The sequence below is a fragment of the Desulfofundulus thermosubterraneus DSM 16057 genome (genome assembly GCF_900142025.1).
In the GTDB taxonomy this organism is placed as follows: Bacteria; Bacillota; Desulfotomaculia; order Desulfotomaculales; family Desulfovirgulaceae; genus Desulfofundulus; species Desulfofundulus thermosubterraneus.
The window spans coordinates 26927-46981 of record NZ_FQZM01000030.1 but is presented as its reverse complement, the minus strand read 5'-3'; the positions used below and the strand labels follow the sequence as shown (position 1 = coordinate 46981).

The following is a 20055-nucleotide window of genomic DNA, read 5'->3' as shown; positions in this document are numbered from 1 at the left end:
CGTGCCCGCCCCATATACTCCGCCGTCCCTTGGCAGCCTGGGATTTCGCTGTGTCACGCCAGCTCATCCGAACGGCTTAGCCTCTTATGGGGTTCTTGTTCATCGGGCCGTGGTTTTGCCTCCGGCTTCCTTCGGATTCCACCTCGCGATGGACACCCTTGCCTTTGGCTAGCAGACTCGTGCTGCCTCGCCTGCAGTGGACTTTCACCACCAAGTTAACGCCCATGCCGGGCGCACACGAAAAAGCGCGGGAGAAGCACTCCCCGCTTTTTTTCTGCCTGGATATTGAGTTATCCCCACTTTCTAACCCACCCTGTTTTGGTTCTCGAACGCTGCATAAAGCAATTGACAATATTATAATAATCTAATATACTTAACTTGGGCGGGTTCACAGGAGGTGAGGGCGTTTCAATTAGTCCGGGATGAAAAGCATGTAATGAGCTATGTAACTTTGTTGTAATTTGAAAAGATGAAAGGGGTGCTGGCAATGAAAGAACGCGACAAATTCCTTTTAATGGTTGCTATTTTCCTGGCGGCTTTTTACATTCCGCTGCACAACCCGCGGGTGCAGTCGGCCATCCTGGAGGCATTTTTCATGCTCCAGGATTACGCCCAGAAGCACGTTTTGACCTGCCTGGTGCCGGCCTTTTTTATCGCCGGGGCCATTGCGGTGTTTGTTTCCCAGGCTTCGGTCTTAAAATACTTCGGGGCAGGGGCAAATAAAATTTTATCCTACGGTGTTGCCTCGGTGTCGGGTACCGTACTGGCGGTATGTTCCTGCACGGTGTTGCCGCTTTTTGCGGGGATCTACACCCGTGGTGCCGGCATCGGTCCGGCTACGGCATTTCTTTATTCCGGCCCGGCCATAAACGTTCTGGCCATTATTCTCACTGCCCGCGTGCTGGGCTTCGATCTGGGAGTGGCCCGGGCGGTGGGTGCGGTGGCCTTTTCCATCATCATCGGCCTGCTCATGCACGTGATCTTTATCAAGGAGGAAAAGGCCAGGGAAGAAGCCGCCCTTACTTTACCGCCCCCTCCGGAAGACAGGAGGTCTTTGTGGCAGTACGGAGTTTACTTCCTGACCATGGTACTGATCCTGATCTTTGCCGCCTGGGGCAAGCCGGCCCAGCCGGTGGGTTTCTTCAGTGCCGTCTACCAGGTGCACTGGTACCTCACCGTTTTCTTCCTGGTCGTGCTGGCGGTAATATTGAAGCTCTGGTTTACTAAAGACGAGCTGGGGGGTTGGGTGGAGTCCACCTGGGGCTTTGCCAAGCAGATCTTCCCGCTCCTACTGGGCGGCGTGCTGGTGGCCGGCTTTCTCATGGGCAGGCCCGGGGCCGATACGGGGATCATCCCGGCCAAATATATTTCGGCACTGGTGGGAGGAAACTCCCTTGGCGCCAACTTCCTTGCTTCCATAGTCGGGGCCCTGATGTACTTTGCTACCTTGACGGAAGTTCCCATCCTGCAGGGATTGCTCGGCAGCGGGATGGGCAAGGGCCCGGCGCTGGCGCTGCTTCTGGCCGGGCCGGCCTTAAGTCTGCCGAACATGATTGTGATCAGGCAGATAATGGGAACCAAAAAGGCCGCCGTCTATATTTCACTGGTTGTGATTATGTCCACCATTGCTGGGATGATTTACGGAGCCATCTGGGGGTAGGAACCCAGCCGGGGCTGATTCTGGTATAGCTGGAGGGAAGTCGCGTGCGAGTGGCACAATTCATTAATAAACACATGATCCAGCTTTTGATGGCGGTAATTGCCCTGGGACTGCTGCTGGGCTACCTGCTGCCCGATACCGGCAAGCGGCTGCAGGTTTTCTACCCGGTAGCGCTGTTCATTATGCTGTACCCCATGATGGTGGGAATTAAAATCGGCGAAGTGGTTGGAGCGGCCAGGCGGGTGGGGTTCATGACGGTGGTGATGGTCTTTAATTACCTCATATCCCCCCTGCTGGCGGCGCTCCTGGCCAGGATGTTTTTATCCGGTTACCCGGACTTTGCAGTAGGGCTTATCCTCACCGGAGTGGTTCCCTGTGCGGGCATGATCGTGGCGTGGACGGCAATGGCCAAAGGAAATGCACCCATGACGCTGGTGATCACGGTAACCAGTTTGCTGGCCGGCATTGTGTTAATACCGCTGTGGATGAGTGCCCTGGCCGGCAAATACGTTCCCGTAGATGCCTGGAAAATGCTGCAAACGATTTTTTATACTATTGTTGTTCCCCTGGTCCTGGGTAACCTGACCAGGGTGTGGCTGGTGAAAAAATGGGGACAGAAGAAATTTGCCGATTATAAGCCCGTTTTCCCTGCCGTCTCGGCCCTGGGCATGTACCTGGTATTCTTTATCTCCATGATGTCCGAATCCGTAACTCTGGTACGCAATCCGCAATACCTGGGTGTAATCGCCCTGCCGCTGGTGATATTTTATACGCTTTTATTCGGCATTTCCATCCTGTACGCCCGGTTGACCCGTACCGGTTACCCGGATATGGTGGCCCTGGCCTACGGGGTCAGCGGTAAAAACATTTCCATCGCCCTGGCCCTGGCCGTGGTGTTTTTCTCGCCATTGACGGTCATGATCATCGCCGTCAAGCCGCTCATCCAGGTGCTCTTCATGGCGGGATTTTTCAGGCTGTCCCCTTACCTGCAGAAATACTGGGTCAAAGTGGTACCCGAGCCGGGGGCGGTCATGAAGTAGCAGCCTACTTAGACAGGATAACCTGCGTCTTGAAGCAGCCGGGTGAGCTTTTCCCGCGCTGCGTCCTGCGCGGGTTCTTGAAGCGGGGTGCAATCGGCCAGGGTGAATTCCTGTTTGATCAGCCCCGCTGCAAATGCCATGCAGTTTTTTTCTCCGCAATTCCCGCAGTTGGTGCGGGGCAGCAGCTTGTATACGTCAAGTACCTTCAATTCAGTGCCGCGGCGAAAACTGGGGACAATTTCCCTGCGCCTTGCCCATGTGTCTTCCAGCAGCTTCCGGATGAACTCCACCATGCGGTGGGCTTGCTCTTCATCCTCCAGACCGTTTATGGTAAAGTGGGAGGGGTGGAGAGTGAAGACTTTCCCCCCCTGGGCAAAACGCAAGAATGGTGCTTCCGGGTGGTAAAAGCAGTTGCCCAGTTCCGCGTTGAGATACGGAAATATTTCCCGGATATCTACATCCAGTTCCACAATTGCATTTACCCGCAGCCGGGAGGGGTGGCACTGGGGCCGCACCAATTTTAAGCTGTATTTTTTAAACATACCTCCTCAACCTCCTTTTTTAAATAGGCTTCAGAATTGAGTGAACATTTAATGGGTCTAAATGCCCGGGTCCTTTTTACCTGAATGGAGCCCGGGCATTTTCTTCCGCTAAACCGGCTTAACGATAATGTTTCTTGTACTCGGCAACCAGGGCGGCGGCGTATTTTTTCTCCGCGGAGGGCGGCACGTAATTTCTTGCCTTGAAACGGGACAGCAACTCGGCCGCCAGTTCTTCCTCATCTGTCAACAAAAGCTGGGAAACCTCTTCCAGGATCTCATCCAGACCGAGTACGCCTACCTCGCCGTCGTCCACCAGTAGCTTTTGCGGCCTGGGAGCCCTGGGGTCGCAACACCCTCTGCCCATGGAAAACCTCCCCAAGATATATAGCAATAAAATAAGCTAATGTTATTCATAACTATATAGTAATAGACTAATAAAACATTGTCAATATATCCTCAAAACTCATTTTCAAGGGTGCTTGCTTTAAACTATGTTTACCTTCAAGTATTGTTGGTAGCGTACTGTCTGTGGTATTATATATCAGTAAATTCATATATTATTATTTTGGGGAAATGCGAAGACTAACCTCCATATAAAAGTGTTCGGTTCGGGCTGGCATTTATCTTAAAAGAAGTTATATCCCAGGGACAAAGCATACACCTAGGGGTGGATTCCGGACGCCCTGTGGGGGGGTGCGATACTGCCAGTTGTTTTACTGGCAAGCAAATTGCACAAAGTTTTGATGAAAATTTTATCGTGGAAGCGCGGGCTGGGGTATGTGCCTAAATGCAACAAATGTTCTGTTTTAACACGTAAAACTATATAAAATTAGGACAGGAGGTTGTTATATGTCCCCCCAGAGACCCATTTCTGTCAATAACTTTAAAATGGGAAAACCCATTGTCATTACCCGGGACGGGAAGACCGCATTGCCTTTTGAATTCACCCAGTATGCGGGGGAAACGGGTTTTGTGGATGCCCTCTGTGTTAGAACGGAAGATGGTTTTTTAATCCTTCCCCGGGTTCCGGATGTTAAAAAATTATATGTTGAGCCAACTACAGTGTGTAATTTTGCCTGCACCACCTGCATCAGAAATTCCTGGAAAGATCCCCTTGCCCATATGGAGTGGCCCGTCTTTGAGCGCATTCTGGACAGCCTCCCCCGTCTACCCAGACTAAAGTGCGTGCATTTTGGCGGCTTCGGCGAGCCCTTCAGCCACCCCCGCCTGCTGGACATGCTTGAGCTGGTCAAGTCGCGGGGGTACAGGGTTGAGGTTATAACCAATGGTTCATTATTAAATGCAGATGTAATTAATAAGTTGATCGATATCAAACTGGACATGCTCTTCGTCTCGCTGGACGGCCCGGATGAGGAAGAATACTGCCGGATCAGGCAAGGAGCCGACTTTCAAGGTGTTATGGGGAATATCCGTTTGCTGCAGGAGATAAAAAGACAAAGGGGTGTGGGGTTTCCGGAACTCGGTATAGAGTTTGTGGCTACAAAAGACAACTATCATAAATTACCCCGGTTGGGTGAGCTTGTTGTAAAACTCAAGGCGCGCCGGATGATCGTGACCAATGTTTTGCCCTATAATGAAGCGATGAAGGAACAAATTCTTTACGACATGGAAGATACGGAGATTCCTTTTGACTACCAGTCGTTATTGCTGATGATCCAGGCCCAGCTTCCTTACATGAAGTTGCGTACCGACCGGTATTGCAAATTTATCGAGGACAAGTCCATGGTGATCAACCACAGGGGACTTGTATCCCCTTGCTATGCTTTAATGCATTCGTACCGCTGCTTTATCTACGGCCGGGCCAAAGAAATTCGTCCTTTCTACCTGGGCGATGTAAAGGAACAATACCTGGATGAAATCTGGACCGATCCAGCATATATCAACTTCAGGGTGGCTGTAAAAAACTTCAGGTTCCCCTCCTGCACGGACTGCAAGTTTCTGGAGGGTTGTACCATGGCCGACGACAATGAGATGGATTGCTGGGGCAACAGCCCGTCCTGTGCCGAATGCCTGTGGTCCAGACAAATAGTGGCCTGTCCCTGAAATGCGGTGCTCTTTCTTTTTTTGAAAAGCACCTCCCTGGTTGTGTCAATCAAAAAGTTACACGCCACAGTAATCAGGAATGGGATCACCACCCAGGCGCCCCGGTCAAATCACAGACCGGGCGTTTTTTGTTTATGCCCCATTCCCATAGAGTGCGGATAAAACAATAGGGATACCATATTAGCACAATTATAAGCAAACTTTTTTACATAAAATTGATGTATTTAAAAATTAAATGCGAGTGATAAAGGAGTTTTTTGAGACAATCGAAAATAAAAGAATGTAATATTTTCGGGAGGTGGTAATGTTTGAACAGCAAAAGGGTGCTGGTTGTTGCGGCCGGGGGTACACTGGGTCTACTGGCGGTAGTGCTGGTGGCCATGGGCAACCCGGCCAACATGGGCTACTGTGTGGCCTGTTTCCTCCGCGATATCACCGGTGGATTGGGTTTACACCGGGCTGCCCCGGTACAGTACATAAGGCCTGAAATTATTGGTCTGGTGCTGGGGGCCTTCATTTCTGCTCAGGCTGCGAGAGAATTCCGATCTATCGGCGGTTCCTCTTCTTTTACCCGCTTTGTACTGGGTTTTCTGGCCATGATCGGCATGCTGGTTTTCCTGGGCTGTCCCGTGCGTGCCGTTCTGCGGTTGGCCGGCGGTGATCTCAACGCCGGGGTGGGGTTGCTGGGTCTGGCCGCAGGGGTGGCCGTTGGAGTCCAGTTTCTTAAGTCAGGTTTCAGTCTAGGGCGGGCTGTTCCCCAGCAGAAAGGCAACGGCTATTTGTTTACGGGACTTATGGTACTGCTCCTCATTCTATTACTTGCACGTCCTTCCTTTATATTTTTCAGCGAGAAGGGCCCCGGTTCCATGCATGCTCCCGTATGGGTCGCCCTGGGAGCGGGCCTGGTGATTGGTGTGCTGGCCCAGCGTTCCAGGCTGTGCATGGTCGGCGGAATCAGGGACTTTATTATGTTCCGGGATGCCCACCTCTTGTACGGTTTTGTGGCCATATTTGTGGTCGCCCTGGTAGGAAACCTGGCGGTGGGGGCCTTCAAGATTGGGTTTGCGGGGCAGCCGGTGGCTCATTCCGACGGGCTGTGGAACTTTCTGGGGTTGGCCCTCGCCGGCTGGGCGGCAGTGCTTCTGGGTGGGTGCCCGCTGCGTCAGCTGGTTGCTGCCGCTGAAGGAAATACCGACAGCGCCTTAACCATAATGGGGATCATGTTTGGAGCTGCAGTTTCGCATAACTTCGGCCTGGCCGGCAGCCCCACCGGAGTGCCGGTAGGCGGCCAGATAGCCGTTATTTTGGGGTTAATAGCGGTGTTTATTATAGGTTATGTAAACCGTCCAGTGGCAGTAAAGCGAGGTGTGAGCATTGGTAAGGGAAGTTGACGCCAGGGGTTTGCTGTGTCCCGAGCCGGTTTTACTGACCAAACAGGCTCTGGATGCTCTCGGGGCCGGAACCGTTAAGGTGCTGGTCAGCAGCGCCGCGGCCAGGGAGAATGTGTCCCGGCTGGCTGAAAACAGGGGCTGGCAGGTTGAGGTCCTGGAACAGGGTGAGGATATATTACTGGTCTTAACAAAAAGGTAATTCAGTGGTAATTTCAAGGATTATTTAAGCTCCGCTTCCTGTTTTATGGAAACGGGGCTTTTTAATGTTAGTGGAAACTTAAAAGGCTTTGGTTTTAAGGTAAAGGCCAAGAAATTTTGAAAAGGTGTTTACAAAACGCACCGGTGGTGGTATTATTTCCATAGAGGCATTATGCATATAAGGGGGTGATTCATATGTGTTGCGGTGCCGGTCATGGCGGCAGGATGCATGCTCATGGCCATCAACACGGCTCTGGTTCCGGCCACGGCAGGGGTTGCTGCTGCCACGGGAGCGCTTTTCACCGGCGCGTCCTGACCAGGCAGGAGGAGCTGGCGCAGTTGGAGGCCTATCTCAAGGACCTGCAGGAAGAAATTAAGACAGTCGAGGAAAGGATTAAAGGGCTAAAAGGTTAGAAGATTATTTGAAGAAGGGGCCTGGTGCCCCTTCAGTATATATTGATCGCGGACACTTTGCCCGCTTGATCAAGGCCAGATGGCATGGGAGTGGTTCTGTGTTATTCAACGTCACCCTCTTTGTTTTTGCGGCAGCAGCTTTATGTATTTCTTTCCGGCGGGACCGGCAGAAGACAAAAAAGGCCCTGGCCATTGCCTGGAACTCCTTTCGCAACCTGATCCCCAGCATGCTGGGGATCATCGGGCTGATTGGCCTTATGCTGGCGCTGGTGCCCCGGGAGGTTATTGCGGGGCTCTTTGGAAATAACAGTCCTGCGGGCATTCTCCTCATTTCCCTGGCCGGCGCCGTTACCCTGATGCCCGCCTTTATCGCTTTTCCCCTGGCGGCTTCCCTTTTGCAATCCGGGGCCAGCTTGATGGCGGTGGCCTGTTTTATTACGACCCTGTTAATGGTGGGGATTATCACGGCTCCCATGGAAGTTAACTTTTTCGGTAAAAAATTTACTTTCTGGCGCAATGCCATCGGGTTTGTGCTAGCCCTGGTAATCGGGGGCGTAATGGGGGTGATTTTGCAGTGAAAGCCCAGCTCAGGAGATATGCCCTGTTTGCTTTAGTGGTGGTTGCCGATCTGCTTCTTTACTTGCAACATCCGGCCAGGGGAGAGCAAGCAATTAGAAGTGCCCTGGATTATCTGGTGGAAATGCTTTTGTTCATACCGCCGATTTTCGTCCTGGTAGGCCTGCTGGACGTATGGGTTCCCCGTCAGATTGTGGAGAAGAACGTAGGACCGGACTCTGGTGTGCGCGGTGTGATTATCTCCATTCTGGTGGCCACTGCGGCGGCCGGTCCCCTTTATGCCGGTTTTCCGGTGGCCGACGCGCTGCTCAGAAAGGGCTGTCGCCTGGCGAATGCGGTAATTTTCCTGGGCACGTGGGCGACCATTAAAATTCCCATGTTAATGATGGAAGTCAAGTTTGTCGGGTTACCCTTTGCTCTTTTGCGCCTGGCTTTAACCCTGCCGGCCATAATTGCTACGGGGTACCTCATGGAGATGATATTAAAGGTGGGGGAAACGGGAAGGTTTGCACAAGATGCCGGCGAAAATAAATGTTCAGTTAAACCGTTATGACGAGGACCCAGCACTCACTGGGATACTAGTTCTTCCTGAAACCAGATGTATTAATTAAACCTGAAACACCAGGAGCGAAAGCCATATTTTTGTGAGTGCTGGGCCGCATCCAACCGGGTTCGCTGAATATTTGCCCGCGAGAAAAATTAATAAGACGTTTGGAGGTATTGTCGCATCACCGCCCGGGGTGGGGGTTGTCCCACATAGGTTTCATCTGGTAAGCGAGGGGTGCCTGATGTGCAGAAATCACGGTCCCGGTCACCGGCACGGCGACTGCCGGTGTACCGGGGCTCCTATGGAGCGGTTTATGCAGCCGTGCCTTTTGCTTTTACTTCACCGCCGTTCAACCCACGGCTACGAGTTGATACAAAGCTTGAGGGAGTTTGGCTTCCATGACAGTGAGGCCGACCCGGGTACGGTTTACCGTAACCTGCGTCGCCTGGAAGAGGAGGGCCTGGTTTCATCCCAATGGGATACCAGCGGTGGCGGTCCGGCCAGGCGCCTGTATCGTTTAACTCCGGAAGGGGAGGAATTGCTCCATGCCTGGGCGGAAGCAATAACACACAACAAAAGGCGGCTGGAATATTTTCTGGCCAGGTACCGGGAGGAGTTTGGGCAAAGATGACACGTTCGCAGCCGGGATGCGGTTCTTCAGGTGAAGGATGGGCATCCCGGAACCGTCATGGTAACATAAAGGCCCCGGCCGGTGTCCATAAACCGGCGGGACCTTTATCCATGGCCTTATCACTGCAGCAGCAAGTAGTCTTAACGAGCCGGATGCGATTATTGACCCAGGATTTCCTTCAAGTCCTGATCGGGAGTGGTGATCAGCTTCAGGTTGTAGTTGTCCTGCAGCACCTTGAGCACGTTGGGTGTGATGAATGCCGGTGCGGACGGGCCGATGCGGATGTTCTTGATCCCCAGGTGGAACAGGGTGAGCAGGATGGCCACGGCTTTTTGTTCGAACCAGGACAGCACCAGGCTCAGGGGCAGGTCGTTCACGCTGCAGTTAAAGGCCCTGGCCAGAGCTGCGGCCACCTGGATGGCCGAGTAGGCGTTGTTGCACTGACCCATATCGATCAACCGCGGGATTCCTTCAATTTCGCCCAGATCCAGGTAGTTGAACTTGTACTTGCCGCAACCCAGGGTCAGCACCACGCAGTCTCTGGGCACTTTCTGGACAAACTCGGTGTAGTAGTTCCGGGACTTCTTCACCCCGTCGCAGCCGCCCACCAGGAAGAAGTGGCGGATCTTGCCGGCCTTGACGGCGTCGATGATTTTATCGGCCAGGGCTAAAACGGCGTTGTGGTGGAAGCCCGTCAGCAGTGTCCCGCCTTCTTTTTCCGGCAGGGGTGGCAGTGATTTGGCTTTTTCGATAACTGGCGTAAAGTCCCGGTTTTTAATATGGGTTACATCCGGCAGCCCGGCTATGCCGCAGGTAAACATGCGGTCTTTGTAGGATTCTCTGGGAATAAGCACGCAGTTGGTGGTGCCAAGAATGGCGCCGGGGAACTGTTCGAATTCAGTTTTCTGGTTTTGCCAGGCACTGCCGTAGTGACCGGCCAGGTGGGGGAATTTTTTCAGCTCCGGGTAAGCGTGGGCCGGGAGCATTTCCCCGTGGGTGTAAACGTTGATTCCAGTGCCTTCCGTTTGTTTCAGCAATTCATACAGGTCTAAAAGGTCGTGTCCGGTGATCAGGATGGCCGGGCCGGCCTTGGTGCCCGTGGAGACTCTGGTGGGTTCGGGCGAACCGAAGCGCTCCACGTGGGCCTTATCCAAAAGTTCCATGACCCGCAGGTTCATTTCGCCGCACTTGAGTACCAGTTCAATGTGCCGGTTTAAATCGAAGTCCACGTTGGTCAGGGTGGTAAACAGCGCTTCATGCATGAAGGCGTCCACCTGTTCATCCCTGGCACCCAGTTCCCGGGCGTGGTAGGCGTAAGCGGCAATCCCTTTCAAAGCGATGATTATGGTATCCTGCAAACTGGCGATGTCCTCGTTTTTGCCGCATACACCTGCTTTAGTACAACCGGTGCCGTTGGCCGTCTGTTCACACTGGTAACAAAACATGTGCTTTTCAACCCCCTTGAGAATTTTTTTGCTTGACCATCTGCTTACATTATAGGTCTGGCAAAGAAACGGGGCAGTGATTTGGCTCACAGCAAAGATGTGCTTTTAGTAATCCTCACCGGTCCGTCGATGATCCGGCCTTTCATTGAGCGGCTGCCTGTTTCATACCCGGGCAGGGAACGGCTAATAAATGTCGAAACATTCCTTTAGGGTGAATGTTGATGCTGGTTTTGCACGGAACCTGGCTTCCCGCCGGTGTGGTGGGTAAGGACAGCGGTTATTTTTTTGTGTGGGGAGAACTGGCCCCCGGGACGGAGTTCAGTGATACGGTGCTGCCCCGCCGGCGGGGGCGCCGGCCCCGGGGCTGGCACCCCGGACAGGCTGAAGTGGCCGATTTATACCACGGGATGGATTTAAAGCGGGTGCCGGATACCGTAGAGCTCTGGGTCCTGCTGCCCTCCTCCGGGGGGCGGCCGCTGCCTTCACCCCTTCTACCGGTGGCCGGCGCTGCCGATGAACCTGTTTTTCCGGATGAAGAGGTCGTCTTAAGGCCCTGGCTGGTGGGGGGGTTTTTGTTTCCTGCCGGACAGGCCGCAGAGATGTTTTTAAAGGGCCGCTTTTCTCAGGATGTGGTTATGCCGTCTGCCGGCTGGTACTACTGGCGCCGGGTAACGCTCTGGGCCATGGAGCTGATGGTCAGGCAGCGGTTTATTCCCCTGCTGGATGAAAAAAGCTATCAGGCCGTCTGGAGGCCCGCGTTCAACGCCCGGGAAGACCTCTCCCGGCTGGAGTTGCTGGCCCGGTCCATGCCCCCCGTATGCCGTGCCGTGGCCGCTTTGAAAAATGGCCCCGGCCCGCCGGAAGGGACCGCAACCATTCTGCCGGCACCCGATGCCCTGGTGATGGATTTTGTCCGCCGGGTGGTGCAGGAAAAAATATCCGGATGGCTGGCCTCATCGCCCGGAGCACGTATCAAGGGCCGTCAAAACGATCCGGCTGTTCTCTGGGTGCAGGCGCTGGGCCGTGGGGGAGGGCCGGTGGAACTGCCGGAGGACATGCTCAAGGAAATGACCGGGCAGTTAATAGCCTGGCGCTTGCCCTTGTCCCGGCGCCGGCAGGTGCCTTTTCGCACCTGTTTCCGCCTGGAACCGCCGCCCGATGGCGAAAAAACCTGGACTTTAAGTTTCTTTTTACAGGCCGTGGATGATCCCAGCCTGCTGGTGCCGGTGGAAATGGTGTGGAAGGAAAGCGGCGCCGCCCTGACCTTCCTGCACCGGCGCTTTGAAAACCCCCAGGAGCGCCTCCTGGCCGACCTGGGGCAGGCCTGCCGGCTGTTTCCGCCGCTGGAAAGGTCCCTGCAGGACCCCTGCCCCACCCGTTGTGAACTCAGCACCGCCGAGGCGTATACTTTTCTGAAACAGGCCGTGCCGTTGTTTCAAGAAAGGGGTTTGGGCGTGCTGGTGCCTTCCTGGTGGGGTGAGGGAGCTGCCGGCCCTGTCCCTGGTATGCGTTTAAGGTTAAGAAGGTACAAGGAGGGGCAGAGCGAGGGAGTTGGCCGGGGGATCCTCGGACTGGATACCCTGGTGGAGTTCAACTGGGAACTGGCCCTGGGCGGGGAAACCATCAGCAGGGAAGAATTTGAGAAACTGGTGGCCTTGAAGCTTCCTCTGGTGCAAGTGAGGGGGCAGTGGGTGGAACTGGAGTCCCGGCAGGTGGAAAAGATTCTGGAATTGCTGGCCGGCAACAGGAAAAATAACGTCATGACCCTGGGAGAAGCCATGCGCCTGGCGGCGGGGATGCCGGCCCGGGCCGGCCTGGAGCTGGATGACCTGCCGGTGCTGGACGTGACGGGAGAGGGAGAACTTTCCCCGTTGCTGGAGAAATTGAAGAATGAGGATAGACTGGACCTGCAGCCGGTACCGGTGGGATTCCGGGGGCAGTTGCGCCCGTACCAGAAAAGGGGTTTTTCCTGGCTGGCCTTTTTAGCCCGCATGGGTATGGGCGGCTGCCTGGCCGACGATATGGGACTGGGCAAGACCGTGCAGTTTATTGCTTTTTTGCTGCACCGCCTGGAAGAGGGGCAACCCCGGGGGCCGGCGCTGCTGGTCTGCCCCACTTCAGTGGTGGGCAACTGGCAGCGGGAAGTGGCCCGTTTCGCCCCGGACTTGAAGGTTCTGGTTCATCACGGGCCGCAGCGGTTGCGGGGGAAGAAGTTTGTCCGGGAGGCCGGGGCCTGCCACCTGGTTCTGACCACCTATTCCCTGGCCCAGCGGGATGAACGCCTGCTGGCGGAAGTGGAATGGGACGGGGTGGTGCTTGACGAGGCCCAGAACATCAAAAACCCGGCTGCCAAGCAGACCCGCAGCGTGAAGAAATTGAAGGCCGGCTACCGTTTTGCCCTTACCGGCACACCGGTGGAAAACCGCCTTTCGGAATTATGGTCCATCATGGACTTTTTAAACCCCGGTTTTTTAGGCCCGGCGGCCGATTTCAACCGCCGATTTGCCCTGCCCATAGAGCGGTACGGGAACCAGGAAAAGACCCGGCGGCTGCAGCAGCTGGTGAAGCCATTCATCCTGCGCCGGGTGAAAACCGACCCCCGCATTATCCAGGACCTGCCGGAAAAACAGGAAAGCCGGGTCTACTGTAATCTCACCAGGGAGCAGGCCACCCTGTATGAAGCGGTGGTCCAGGAGATGATGGAACGCATAGAAGAGGCGGAAGGCATGGAGCGCCGGGGCCTGATTCTGTCCGCCCTCACCAGGTTAAAGCAGATCTGCAACCACCCGGCGCAGTTTCTTGGTGACGGCATACTGGCGGCCCGGCGGTCCGGTAAAATGAAGCGTCTTCTGGAAATGCTGGAAGAAGTGCTGGCCAGCGGGGAGAAGGCGTTGATCTTTACCCAGTTCGCACGCATGGGGGAAATATTGAAGAACCACCTGCAGGCCCATTTTGGCCGGGAGGTGCTTTTCCTGCACGGTGGTGTGGGCCAGCGCCAGCGGGATCGCATGGTGGAGCGCTTCCAGCAGCAGTCCGGGCCGCCGTTTTTTGTGATTTCCCTGAAGGCCGGCGGGGTGGGCCTGAACCTGACGCGGGCCAACCACGTTTTCCACTTCGACCGCTGGTGGAACCCGGCAGTGGAAGACCAGGCCACCGACCGGGCCTTCCGTATAGGACAGAAGCTCAATGTTTTCGTCTACAAGTTTGTTACCAGTGGCACCCTGGAAGAGCGCATAGACCAGCTGATTGAGGAAAAAAAGACCCTGGCCGCCAGTATTGTAACCGGCGCCGAGGAGTGGCTGACGGAAATGACCACTGCAGAATTGCGGGAGTTGTTGACCCTGCGCGCTCAGGCCCTGGGTGAAGAATAGCAAGGGGGGTAAAGGCTTTTGGCTCCCAAGAGAGGTTTTGGTGCCACATGGTGGGGCAGGCGCTGGCTCGAGGTACTGGAATCCTTCGGCTGGGATACGCGGCTGCGGCGGGGGCGGGCTTACGCCCGGGCAGGCAATGTTCTGGAAATCGATATAAAACCGGGGGTGGTTTCAGCCCGGGTGCAGGGCAGCCGCCCGCGCCCCTACCGGGTAAGCATAGAGGTTAAGACCCTTTCGGACCGGGAATGGGAAAGGGTAATAGGTGTAATGGCCGGCCGGGCCGTTTTTGCCGCCCTGCTGCTGGCGGGGGAAATGCCCCGGGACATTGAAGAGGCCTTCCGCCAGGCGCGCCTGTCCCTGTTCCCCCGCTCGGCAGGGGATATCAGGACCGACTGCTCGTGTCCCGACTGGGCCAATCCCTGCAAGCATATTGCCGCCGTCTATTACCTGCTGGGGGAGAAATTTGATGAAGACCCCTTTTTCCTCTTCCTGCTCCGGGGGCGCACCCGGGAGCAGTTGATTTCCGCCCTGAGGGAAAAAAGGGCGGCCCGGGTAGAACAGGAGCAGGGGGAGGAGATTGCCCCGGCTTCCCCGGAACCAGCCGGCCCGTCCCTGGAAGGGCAGCTGGACCGCTTCTGGGATGAGGGTGAAGAGCTGGCCGGCCTGCGCTTTTTGCCGGTACCGCCGGAAGTGGAGGCCGGGCTGTTGAAAACCCTTGGACCGCCTCCATTCTGGAAGGGGAAGGAGCCGCCGGAGGTGGTCCTGGCCGGCATCTACCGGCTCATAAGCCGCCGGGCGCAGGAAGAATGGCCCGGCGATAGTGACCGGGGTGCCAGTTGATCCCCTCCGGCGGGAAAATCTGCTCTTAATTCCAGAAGGAAGCCGGTGGCAAAGAGTTAAAAAGAGCTGGTGATAATGCTGGGGAGGATAAGTATGGAAAAGCTGATCGAAGAAATTATTGCCCGGGTGGTAAATAACCACCGGGGCAAAACCGGCTACCGCACTCCCCTGGTGGGTTTTGCCCGGGCCGATGATCCCGGATTTGCTAAATTAAAGGAAGTGGTCGGTCCCGGCCATTTGCTGCCGCAGGACTTGCTGCCGGGCGCCCGCTCCGTGGTGGCCTTTTTCCTTCCTTTTACTCCGGAACTGGTTAAAATCCACCGCCGGGATCCTTACGTAAGCCGCCGGTGGGCGGAGGCCTATATTGAAACAAACCAGTTGATCGGCGAAACATGCCGTGTGCTGGCCCGGGAACTGGAAGACCGCGGGGTAAAGGCCGCCTGGTGTGAGCCCACTCATAATTTTGACCCGGTGGCCCTGGTGTCTTTCTGGTCCCACAAACATGTAGCCTGCCTTTGCGGGCTGGGTACCTTCGGGCTGCACCACATGCTCATCACCCCGTCCGGGTGTGCCGGCCGCCTGGGGAGCCTGGTGGTGGACGTGGACCTCTCCTCTAACCCGCCGGTTGCCGGGGAGAACTGCCTGTACCGGCGGGAGGGATCCTGCACGGCCTGTGTAAAGCTCTGCCCCACCGGGGCGTTGAGTGTGGAGGGACTGGACAAAAAGAAATGTTACCAGCGCCTTCTGGAGGTGGACGCTTACTACACCGACCTTGGCCTTTGCGACGTTTGCGGCAAATGCGCCACCGGCCCCTGCGCCCTAGGGGTGCCGTGACATGGGCGGTGGTTCGTTTGCAAGGGAAGCTCTTTCCTGATGGCCGGTTTATCGGTGCAGGTCACGGGCATGACCTCGTTATTTTTCATTCTTATCAAAACTCGCCGGGCTATAGAATAATTAAATAACCCATATAGAAGGATTTTATGGGCCTGTGGAGAAAAATAAAAAACGGGGAGAGCGGGGCTGGTGCCTCCCGCGGGCTGCAAACCCGTCGGCCTGCCTGCAACCCAGGTGGGAGTCCGGTTCGATTCCGACCTCTCCCCTCCAGAACAATTTTTACCGGGGTCAACGTATGGTGGGTGGCTTTCGGTCAGTCCTCTAAGGTGGCGAGCAGTTCGGCCACCCGTTTTTTTATTTCATCCCGGACGGCCCGGAATTTGGCCATGATTTCCTCTTCCGTGCCCGTGGCCCGGGCCGGGTCCTCCAGGGGCCAGTGGATGCGCTTGACCGTGGGCGGGGTGAGGGGGCAGCTTTCATAGGCGTCGCTGCACAGGGTAACCACCACATCGGCGGAATTAAGGATTTCCGGGTCGATGGCTTTGGATTTCTGTCCGGAAATGTCAACACCGGCTTCGGCCATGACTTGAACGGCCCGGGGGTTTACCCCGACGGGAGCCGTTCCGGCGCTGTAAACATCCCATTTATCCTGAGCCATGGTCCGGGCAAACCCTTCGGCCATCTGGCTGCGGCAGGAGTTGCCGGTGCAGAGGAATAGCACTTTCTTCTTCCTGGACAAAAATTTATTCCCCCCATTTTGTAACATTTTATTTATATTATAAATTACTCATAAGCCCACTACAAATTAACTTTTCGTTAAAGGTCACTGAAGTATTGCCGTTTTGTTAAAGCAACTGTGCAAACGCTGTAAATGTTCAGTAAACCCGGTTGGATGCGGCCCAGCACTCACCCAAATATGACTCTCCTCCCGGTGTTCCACGTTTATTGACACATCAGGTTTTGGGAAAAGCTGCTATCCCAGTGAGTGCTGGGTCCTCGCTCACTCCAATGCTTCGCGTAAGATGCGCACCGCAGCTCGCTTGCTGAACATTCACCTAACGCTATTACGTAACACCAGAAACTATCCGAGCTTGAAACGATGATGATGTCTTCCCTTTTTTGGCCGGCGGGATCCGGCTCATGCCCGCCTTTGCAGGAAGACGCCCGCCAGGACGGCCGCCCCTCCGATCATCTGCCAGGCCGTCAGGCTTTCGCCCAGCACCAGAAAACCCAGCACAGCCGTAGCCACCGGTTCAAAGGTACTGATAATGGCCGCCCGGGAGGCGCCGATTTCCTTTATCCCTCGCAGAAGGGCCGCCATGGCCAGGACGGTGGAAACAATGCCCAGCACCCCGATGGCCACCAGCGCTTCAGAGCTGAAGGACAGGTTCAACTGCCCCCGCATGAGAGCAAGCCCCCCCACGGCCAGGGCCAGAATGGTGGAAACATAGGCATTGTATACCGGAGTTTGTATGGTGGCCAGCAGGCGGGTGGAACCCACCAGGAAAACCGCGTAGGTTAAGGCGGCGGTCAGGGATAGCACTACTCCCCGCATATCCAGGGAATTTACCGGTTGCCCCAGAATAACGGCACAGCCGGCAAGCGTAAGCAGAAGGGCCAGACCCTTTCGCCAGGTAAAAGGTTCTTTTAAAAAGAAAAAGGCCAGGATTGTGACCACCGTGGGGTAGAAATACAGAAATAAAATGGCCATTCCGGCCGGTATGTAGCGGAAAGCCTCGAAAAGGGCCATTACGGTGAGCGTTTGAGTTCCCAGGGAAAGAGCCGTTACCGCCAGCAGCTGCCGGCGGGGTAGCCTGAAAGCATAACCTCCCGCCAGGATGAGCAGCCAGAAGATTGCGGCGGCCAGAATGTAACGCAGGGTGAGGGTGGTCATTACGGTGGCGCCGCCCCGGTAGGCGATTTTGGCCGCTACGGGCTCCACGCTAAGGCAAATGGTGGAAAATAGAACCAGTGCCACGCCCAGGCCCTGTCGCCCGGGCTTTTGTTTCTGCTTATGCATTTTTTGTTTTATCCTCCCATTATATCATAGCATGACAAGATCCCTTTCCATTTACAACAAAACGGGAATCTCCTTTTCCAGGGTAACCGCCTCCCGGGTCACCCGGCAGCGGTAGGCCAGCACCCGTACCCCGCTTGCTGCAGCCCGCTGCAGTGCCATGGCAAAAGCCGGGTCCTGCCCGTGATGGGGGGAAAAGCAGCGGGCGTCTTCCCGCTGGGCCACAAAGAGAACCGCTCCCTGCAGTCCCTCCCTGCGGGCGGCCGCCAGCTCCTCCAGGTGCTTTGTTCCTCTTGTTGATGGGGCATCGGGAAAAAGGGCCACTCCCTTTTCCACCAGGGTGACGGATTTCACTTCCAGCAAGCACCCGCCCGGCGGGCCGCTCAAATAAAAATCGAAACGGCTGTGGCCCCGGGAATATTCAGCCCGTACCGTTTCGTAAGTCGAAAAGGCCTCAAGCGCCCGTGCCTGCAGTGCCCGGCCCACCAGCCGGTTGGGCAGGGTGGCGTCCACCGATACCAGTATGCCCTCGTACTCCACCAGCAGCAGGCGGCAGGTGGTTTTATGGCCTTCGTTCCGGTGGCGGTTCACCCACACCCGGCGGCCGGTGACGAGCAATTCCGCCATGCGCCCGGAACTGGGCACGTGGGCCAGCTCTTGATTTCCCCTCACCAGCACCTCGGCGACAAAGCGGTTCAAGCGGCGGATGAAAGTGGCTTCTTCCAGTTGTGGAGGTAAGAATATACTGCAAAGCATTGAAACCATGTTCCCCGATTTCTTGTATACATTATGTGAAATTGTTCAGTAAAACCGCTACCACCGGCACCATAGCGGGATCACTGAACATTTACCATATATGTTGTTTCTGCGGATGGACCCGGTTCCCTTTCTGCTAAAGTCCGGAAAGGTTGTCCACCGCTAAGGGCCACAACGGATCATGGGGAAAATTGATGGATATGGTTGTATTTCCCCCTGAAAAATTAGTACAATTAAGAGGAAATTTACTGGCGATGCCGAACCACATCCAGTTAAAAAATTTCCCCGGGAGGGTTTAGAAGTGAACCTTTTTGCCGTCATCCCGGAGCGGTTTTTTTCGGTCCTGGCTAGCCCCTTAAAGCAAGACTACGCGGCCATCCTGTTCCGCATTTACGACCAGTACCAGCTGACCACCTTCGGGATGGAACGGGATGTGGTCATCGACCTGATTGTTGACTATATAGAGCAAAAGGACGGCTTTTTTGAACAGGCCCTGGCCGATGAGATCTGGGAGGAATCCCTGGATACGCCGGCCGGGCCCCGGGAAAGGGCTGCCTTTATCCTGCGCAAGCTGGAAGCCACAGGCTGGGTGGTCAGCGAGGTGTACAGCAATTACGTGCAGTACATCAGCCTGCCCGATTATGCCATAAAAATCCTGGATGTGCTGGACAAGATCCGCCGCCACCGGCAGGTGGAATACCAGGGATATGTTTATGCCACCTACACTTTGCTCCATTCCGAGGAGGCCGACCGCCAGGGCAACCTGGCCCTGGAAAAGGCCTATGAGCAGACCGAGCAGCTGATCAACGGTTTGAAATCCTTAAATCACAACATTAAGCGTTACATTGAGCGGGTCCTGGCGGAAAAGGAGCCCCGGGAGATTTTAAAGATTCATTTTAAAGACTACATGGAGGAAATTATCGACCGCAGCTACCACCGCCTGAAAACTTCGGACAACGTTTCCCGCTACCGTCCGAAGATTATTGCCCGTTTGAACCAGTGGTACAACGATACGGCCTGGGTGGACCGGACGGCCGGTCTGGAAGTGCAGCGGGAGCGTTTTCCGGATCTGCCCACGGCGCGGCAGGAGATTTACCGTCGTATTGACTACATCCGCCAGGCCTACATCGGCCTGGACGACCTGCTGGATGAAATCGACCGGCGCAATGCCCGCTATGCCAATGCTTCCTTCCAGCAGTTGAAGTATATCCTCAACAGCAGTAAAGACGTGGAAGGCCAGCTGATGGAAATTTTAAAGTTCCTGGCCGGGCTGCGCGCGCAGGAGGGCATGCGCCCAGACGACCTCCTTCCGGAAGAGCTGGGTCGCTTGTTCAGCCTCTTCACCCAGGGATTTCTGGACCGGGAGTCCCTTTATACCGGGAGGGAGGCGGCCAGGCAGCACCAGCCCCGGGAAGTGCAGGAGCTGGAGGAAATTGACCCGGAGCGCCGTAGAGAGCGGCTGCGCTCCTTCCGGCAGCAGCTGGAAAGGCGCATGACCCGGGAGAAAATCAACGCCTGGGTGATGGAAAAGCTGGCCGGGCGAAAGGAGATTTGCGCCCGGGAGCTAGGCATCGAGGATGTGGAGGAATTTATCAAACTGATCTATGCTACGGCTTACGGGCGTTCGCGCCAGGTAGGTTACCGGGTGCACCGGGAAGGGAGGCCCCGGGTGTCCTGTGCCGGCGGCCGCTTTGAATTTAGAGATTTGCGTTTTGAAAGAAAATAAGGA

General features: G+C 55.5%; 19 protein-coding genes and 1 tRNA gene. 14 read left to right on the top strand and 6 right to left on the bottom strand.

The genetic code is table 11. The features are described 5' to 3' along the window. Positions 1-487 precede the first annotated feature (487 nt). Entirely contained in the window at positions 488-1660 is a 1173-nt protein-coding gene (locus BUA65_RS11820; RefSeq protein ID WP_072869911.1) for a permease, read from the top strand. 44 nt (positions 1661-1704) lie between these two features. Next, positions 1705-2700 carry an arsenic resistance protein gene (locus BUA65_RS11815; RefSeq protein WP_072869910.1) on the top strand — a complete coding sequence of 332 codons (996 nt, stop codon included), beginning with the start codon at positions 1705-1707 and terminating at the stop codon, positions 2698-2700. A gap of 8 nt (positions 2701-2708) precedes the next feature. On the opposite strand, the gene BUA65_RS11810 is transcribed toward BUA65_RS11815, so the two are convergent. After that, positions 2709-3242: a (Fe-S)-binding protein gene (locus tag BUA65_RS11810; RefSeq protein ID WP_072869908.1), complete on the bottom strand. Its 534-nt coding sequence runs from the start codon at positions 3240-3242 to the stop codon at positions 2709-2711. Between the two features lie 118 nt (positions 3243-3360). Further along, positions 3361-3606, bottom strand: coding sequence for a hypothetical protein (locus BUA65_RS11805; RefSeq protein ID WP_072869906.1), 246 nt, complete (start codon positions 3604-3606; stop codon positions 3361-3363). A gap of 485 nt (positions 3607-4091) precedes the next feature. Here BUA65_RS11805 and BUA65_RS11800 point away from each other — a divergent pair, with 485 nt between their 5' ends. From BUA65_RS11800 to BUA65_RS11770, 7 genes are all read left to right on the top strand, one after another. Then, positions 4092-5306 (top strand): tungsten cofactor oxidoreductase radical SAM maturase, encoded by a 1215-nt coding sequence (locus BUA65_RS11800; protein ID WP_072869905.1) that lies wholly within the window; start codon positions 4092-4094, stop codon positions 5304-5306. A 308-nt stretch (positions 5307-5614) separates the two neighbouring features. After that, positions 5615-6697: a YedE family putative selenium transporter gene (gene yedE / locus BUA65_RS11795; RefSeq protein ID WP_072869901.1), complete on the top strand. Its 1083-nt coding sequence runs from the start codon at positions 5615-5617 to the stop codon at positions 6695-6697. After that, complete coding sequence (locus BUA65_RS11790) at positions 6681-6896, top strand: sulfurtransferase TusA family protein (RefSeq protein ID WP_072869899.1); 216 nt, start codon at positions 6681-6683, stop codon at positions 6894-6896. The genes yedE and BUA65_RS11790 overlap by 17 nt, the downstream gene beginning before the upstream one ends. A 194-nt stretch (positions 6897-7090) precedes the next feature. Continuing rightward, positions 7091-7309, top strand: coding sequence for a DUF5320 family protein (locus tag BUA65_RS11785; RefSeq protein ID WP_072869897.1), 219 nt, complete (start codon positions 7091-7093; stop codon positions 7307-7309). A gap of 98 nt (positions 7310-7407) precedes the next feature. Further along, the gene (locus tag BUA65_RS11780; RefSeq protein ID WP_072869895.1) at positions 7408-7887 is read left to right on the top strand and encodes a permease; all 480 of its coding nucleotides are present in this window, start codon (positions 7408-7410) and stop codon (positions 7885-7887) included. After that, complete coding sequence (locus BUA65_RS11775; RefSeq protein ID WP_072869894.1) at positions 7884-8438, top strand: permease; 555 nt, start codon at positions 7884-7886, stop codon at positions 8436-8438. Before BUA65_RS11780 ends, BUA65_RS11775 begins: the two co-directional genes overlap by 4 nt. Positions 8439-8673: 235 nt before the next feature. Further along, positions 8674-9063, top strand: a complete 390-nt coding sequence (locus tag BUA65_RS11770; protein WP_072869892.1) for a helix-turn-helix transcriptional regulator — start codon at positions 8674-8676, stop codon at positions 9061-9063. Positions 9064-9221: 158 nt separating this feature from the next. Here BUA65_RS11770 and hcp read toward each other — a convergent pair whose 3' ends face one another. After that, positions 9222-10508, bottom strand: coding sequence for a hydroxylamine reductase (gene hcp / locus BUA65_RS11765; RefSeq protein WP_072869890.1), 1287 nt, complete (start codon positions 10506-10508; stop codon positions 9222-9224). A 221-nt stretch (positions 10509-10729) separates the two neighbouring features. Here hcp and BUA65_RS11760 point away from each other — a divergent pair, with 221 nt between their 5' ends. The 4 genes from BUA65_RS11760 to BUA65_RS18295 all read left to right on the top strand — a co-directional run bounded on the left by BUA65_RS11760 (position 10730) and on the right by BUA65_RS18295 (position 15823). Then, positions 10730-13879, top strand: a complete 3150-nt coding sequence (locus BUA65_RS11760) for a DEAD/DEAH box helicase (protein WP_072869888.1) — start codon at positions 10730-10732, stop codon at positions 13877-13879. An 18-nt stretch (positions 13880-13897) separates the two neighbouring features. Beyond that, entirely contained in the window at positions 13898-14719 is an 822-nt protein-coding gene (locus BUA65_RS11755; RefSeq protein WP_072869886.1) for an SWIM zinc finger family protein, read from the top strand. Between the two features lie 93 nt (positions 14720-14812). Then, on the top strand, positions 14813-15553 hold the full coding sequence (locus BUA65_RS11750; protein WP_072869884.1) for an epoxyqueuosine reductase: 741 nt from the start codon (positions 14813-14815) through the stop codon (positions 15551-15553). Positions 15554-15726: 173 nt separating this feature from the next. Further along, positions 15727-15823: transfer RNA gene (locus BUA65_RS18295), tRNA-OTHER, on the top strand. A gap of 43 nt (positions 15824-15866) precedes the next feature. On the opposite strand, the gene arsC is transcribed toward BUA65_RS18295, so the two are convergent. The 3 genes from arsC to sfsA form a co-directional block, all read right to left on the bottom strand. Beyond that, positions 15867-16292: an arsenate reductase (thioredoxin) gene (gene arsC, locus BUA65_RS11745; protein ID WP_114281493.1), complete on the bottom strand. Its 426-nt coding sequence runs from the start codon at positions 16290-16292 to the stop codon at positions 15867-15869. A 399-nt stretch (positions 16293-16691) separates the two neighbouring features. Further along, positions 16692-17573 (bottom strand): DMT family transporter, encoded by an 882-nt coding sequence (locus BUA65_RS11740; protein ID WP_072869881.1) that lies wholly within the window; start codon positions 17571-17573, stop codon positions 16692-16694. A gap of 51 nt (positions 17574-17624) precedes the next feature. Next, positions 17625-18326: a DNA/RNA nuclease SfsA gene (gene sfsA / locus BUA65_RS11735; RefSeq protein ID WP_072869880.1), complete on the bottom strand. Its 702-nt coding sequence runs from the start codon at positions 18324-18326 to the stop codon at positions 17625-17627. Between the two features lie 301 nt (positions 18327-18627). On the opposite strand from sfsA, the gene BUA65_RS11730 reads away from it, so the two are divergent. Then, on the top strand, positions 18628-20052 hold the full coding sequence (locus tag BUA65_RS11730; protein ID WP_072869878.1) for a Wadjet anti-phage system protein JetA family protein: 1425 nt from the start codon (positions 18628-18630) through the stop codon (positions 20050-20052). Positions 20053-20055 lie beyond the last annotated feature (3 nt).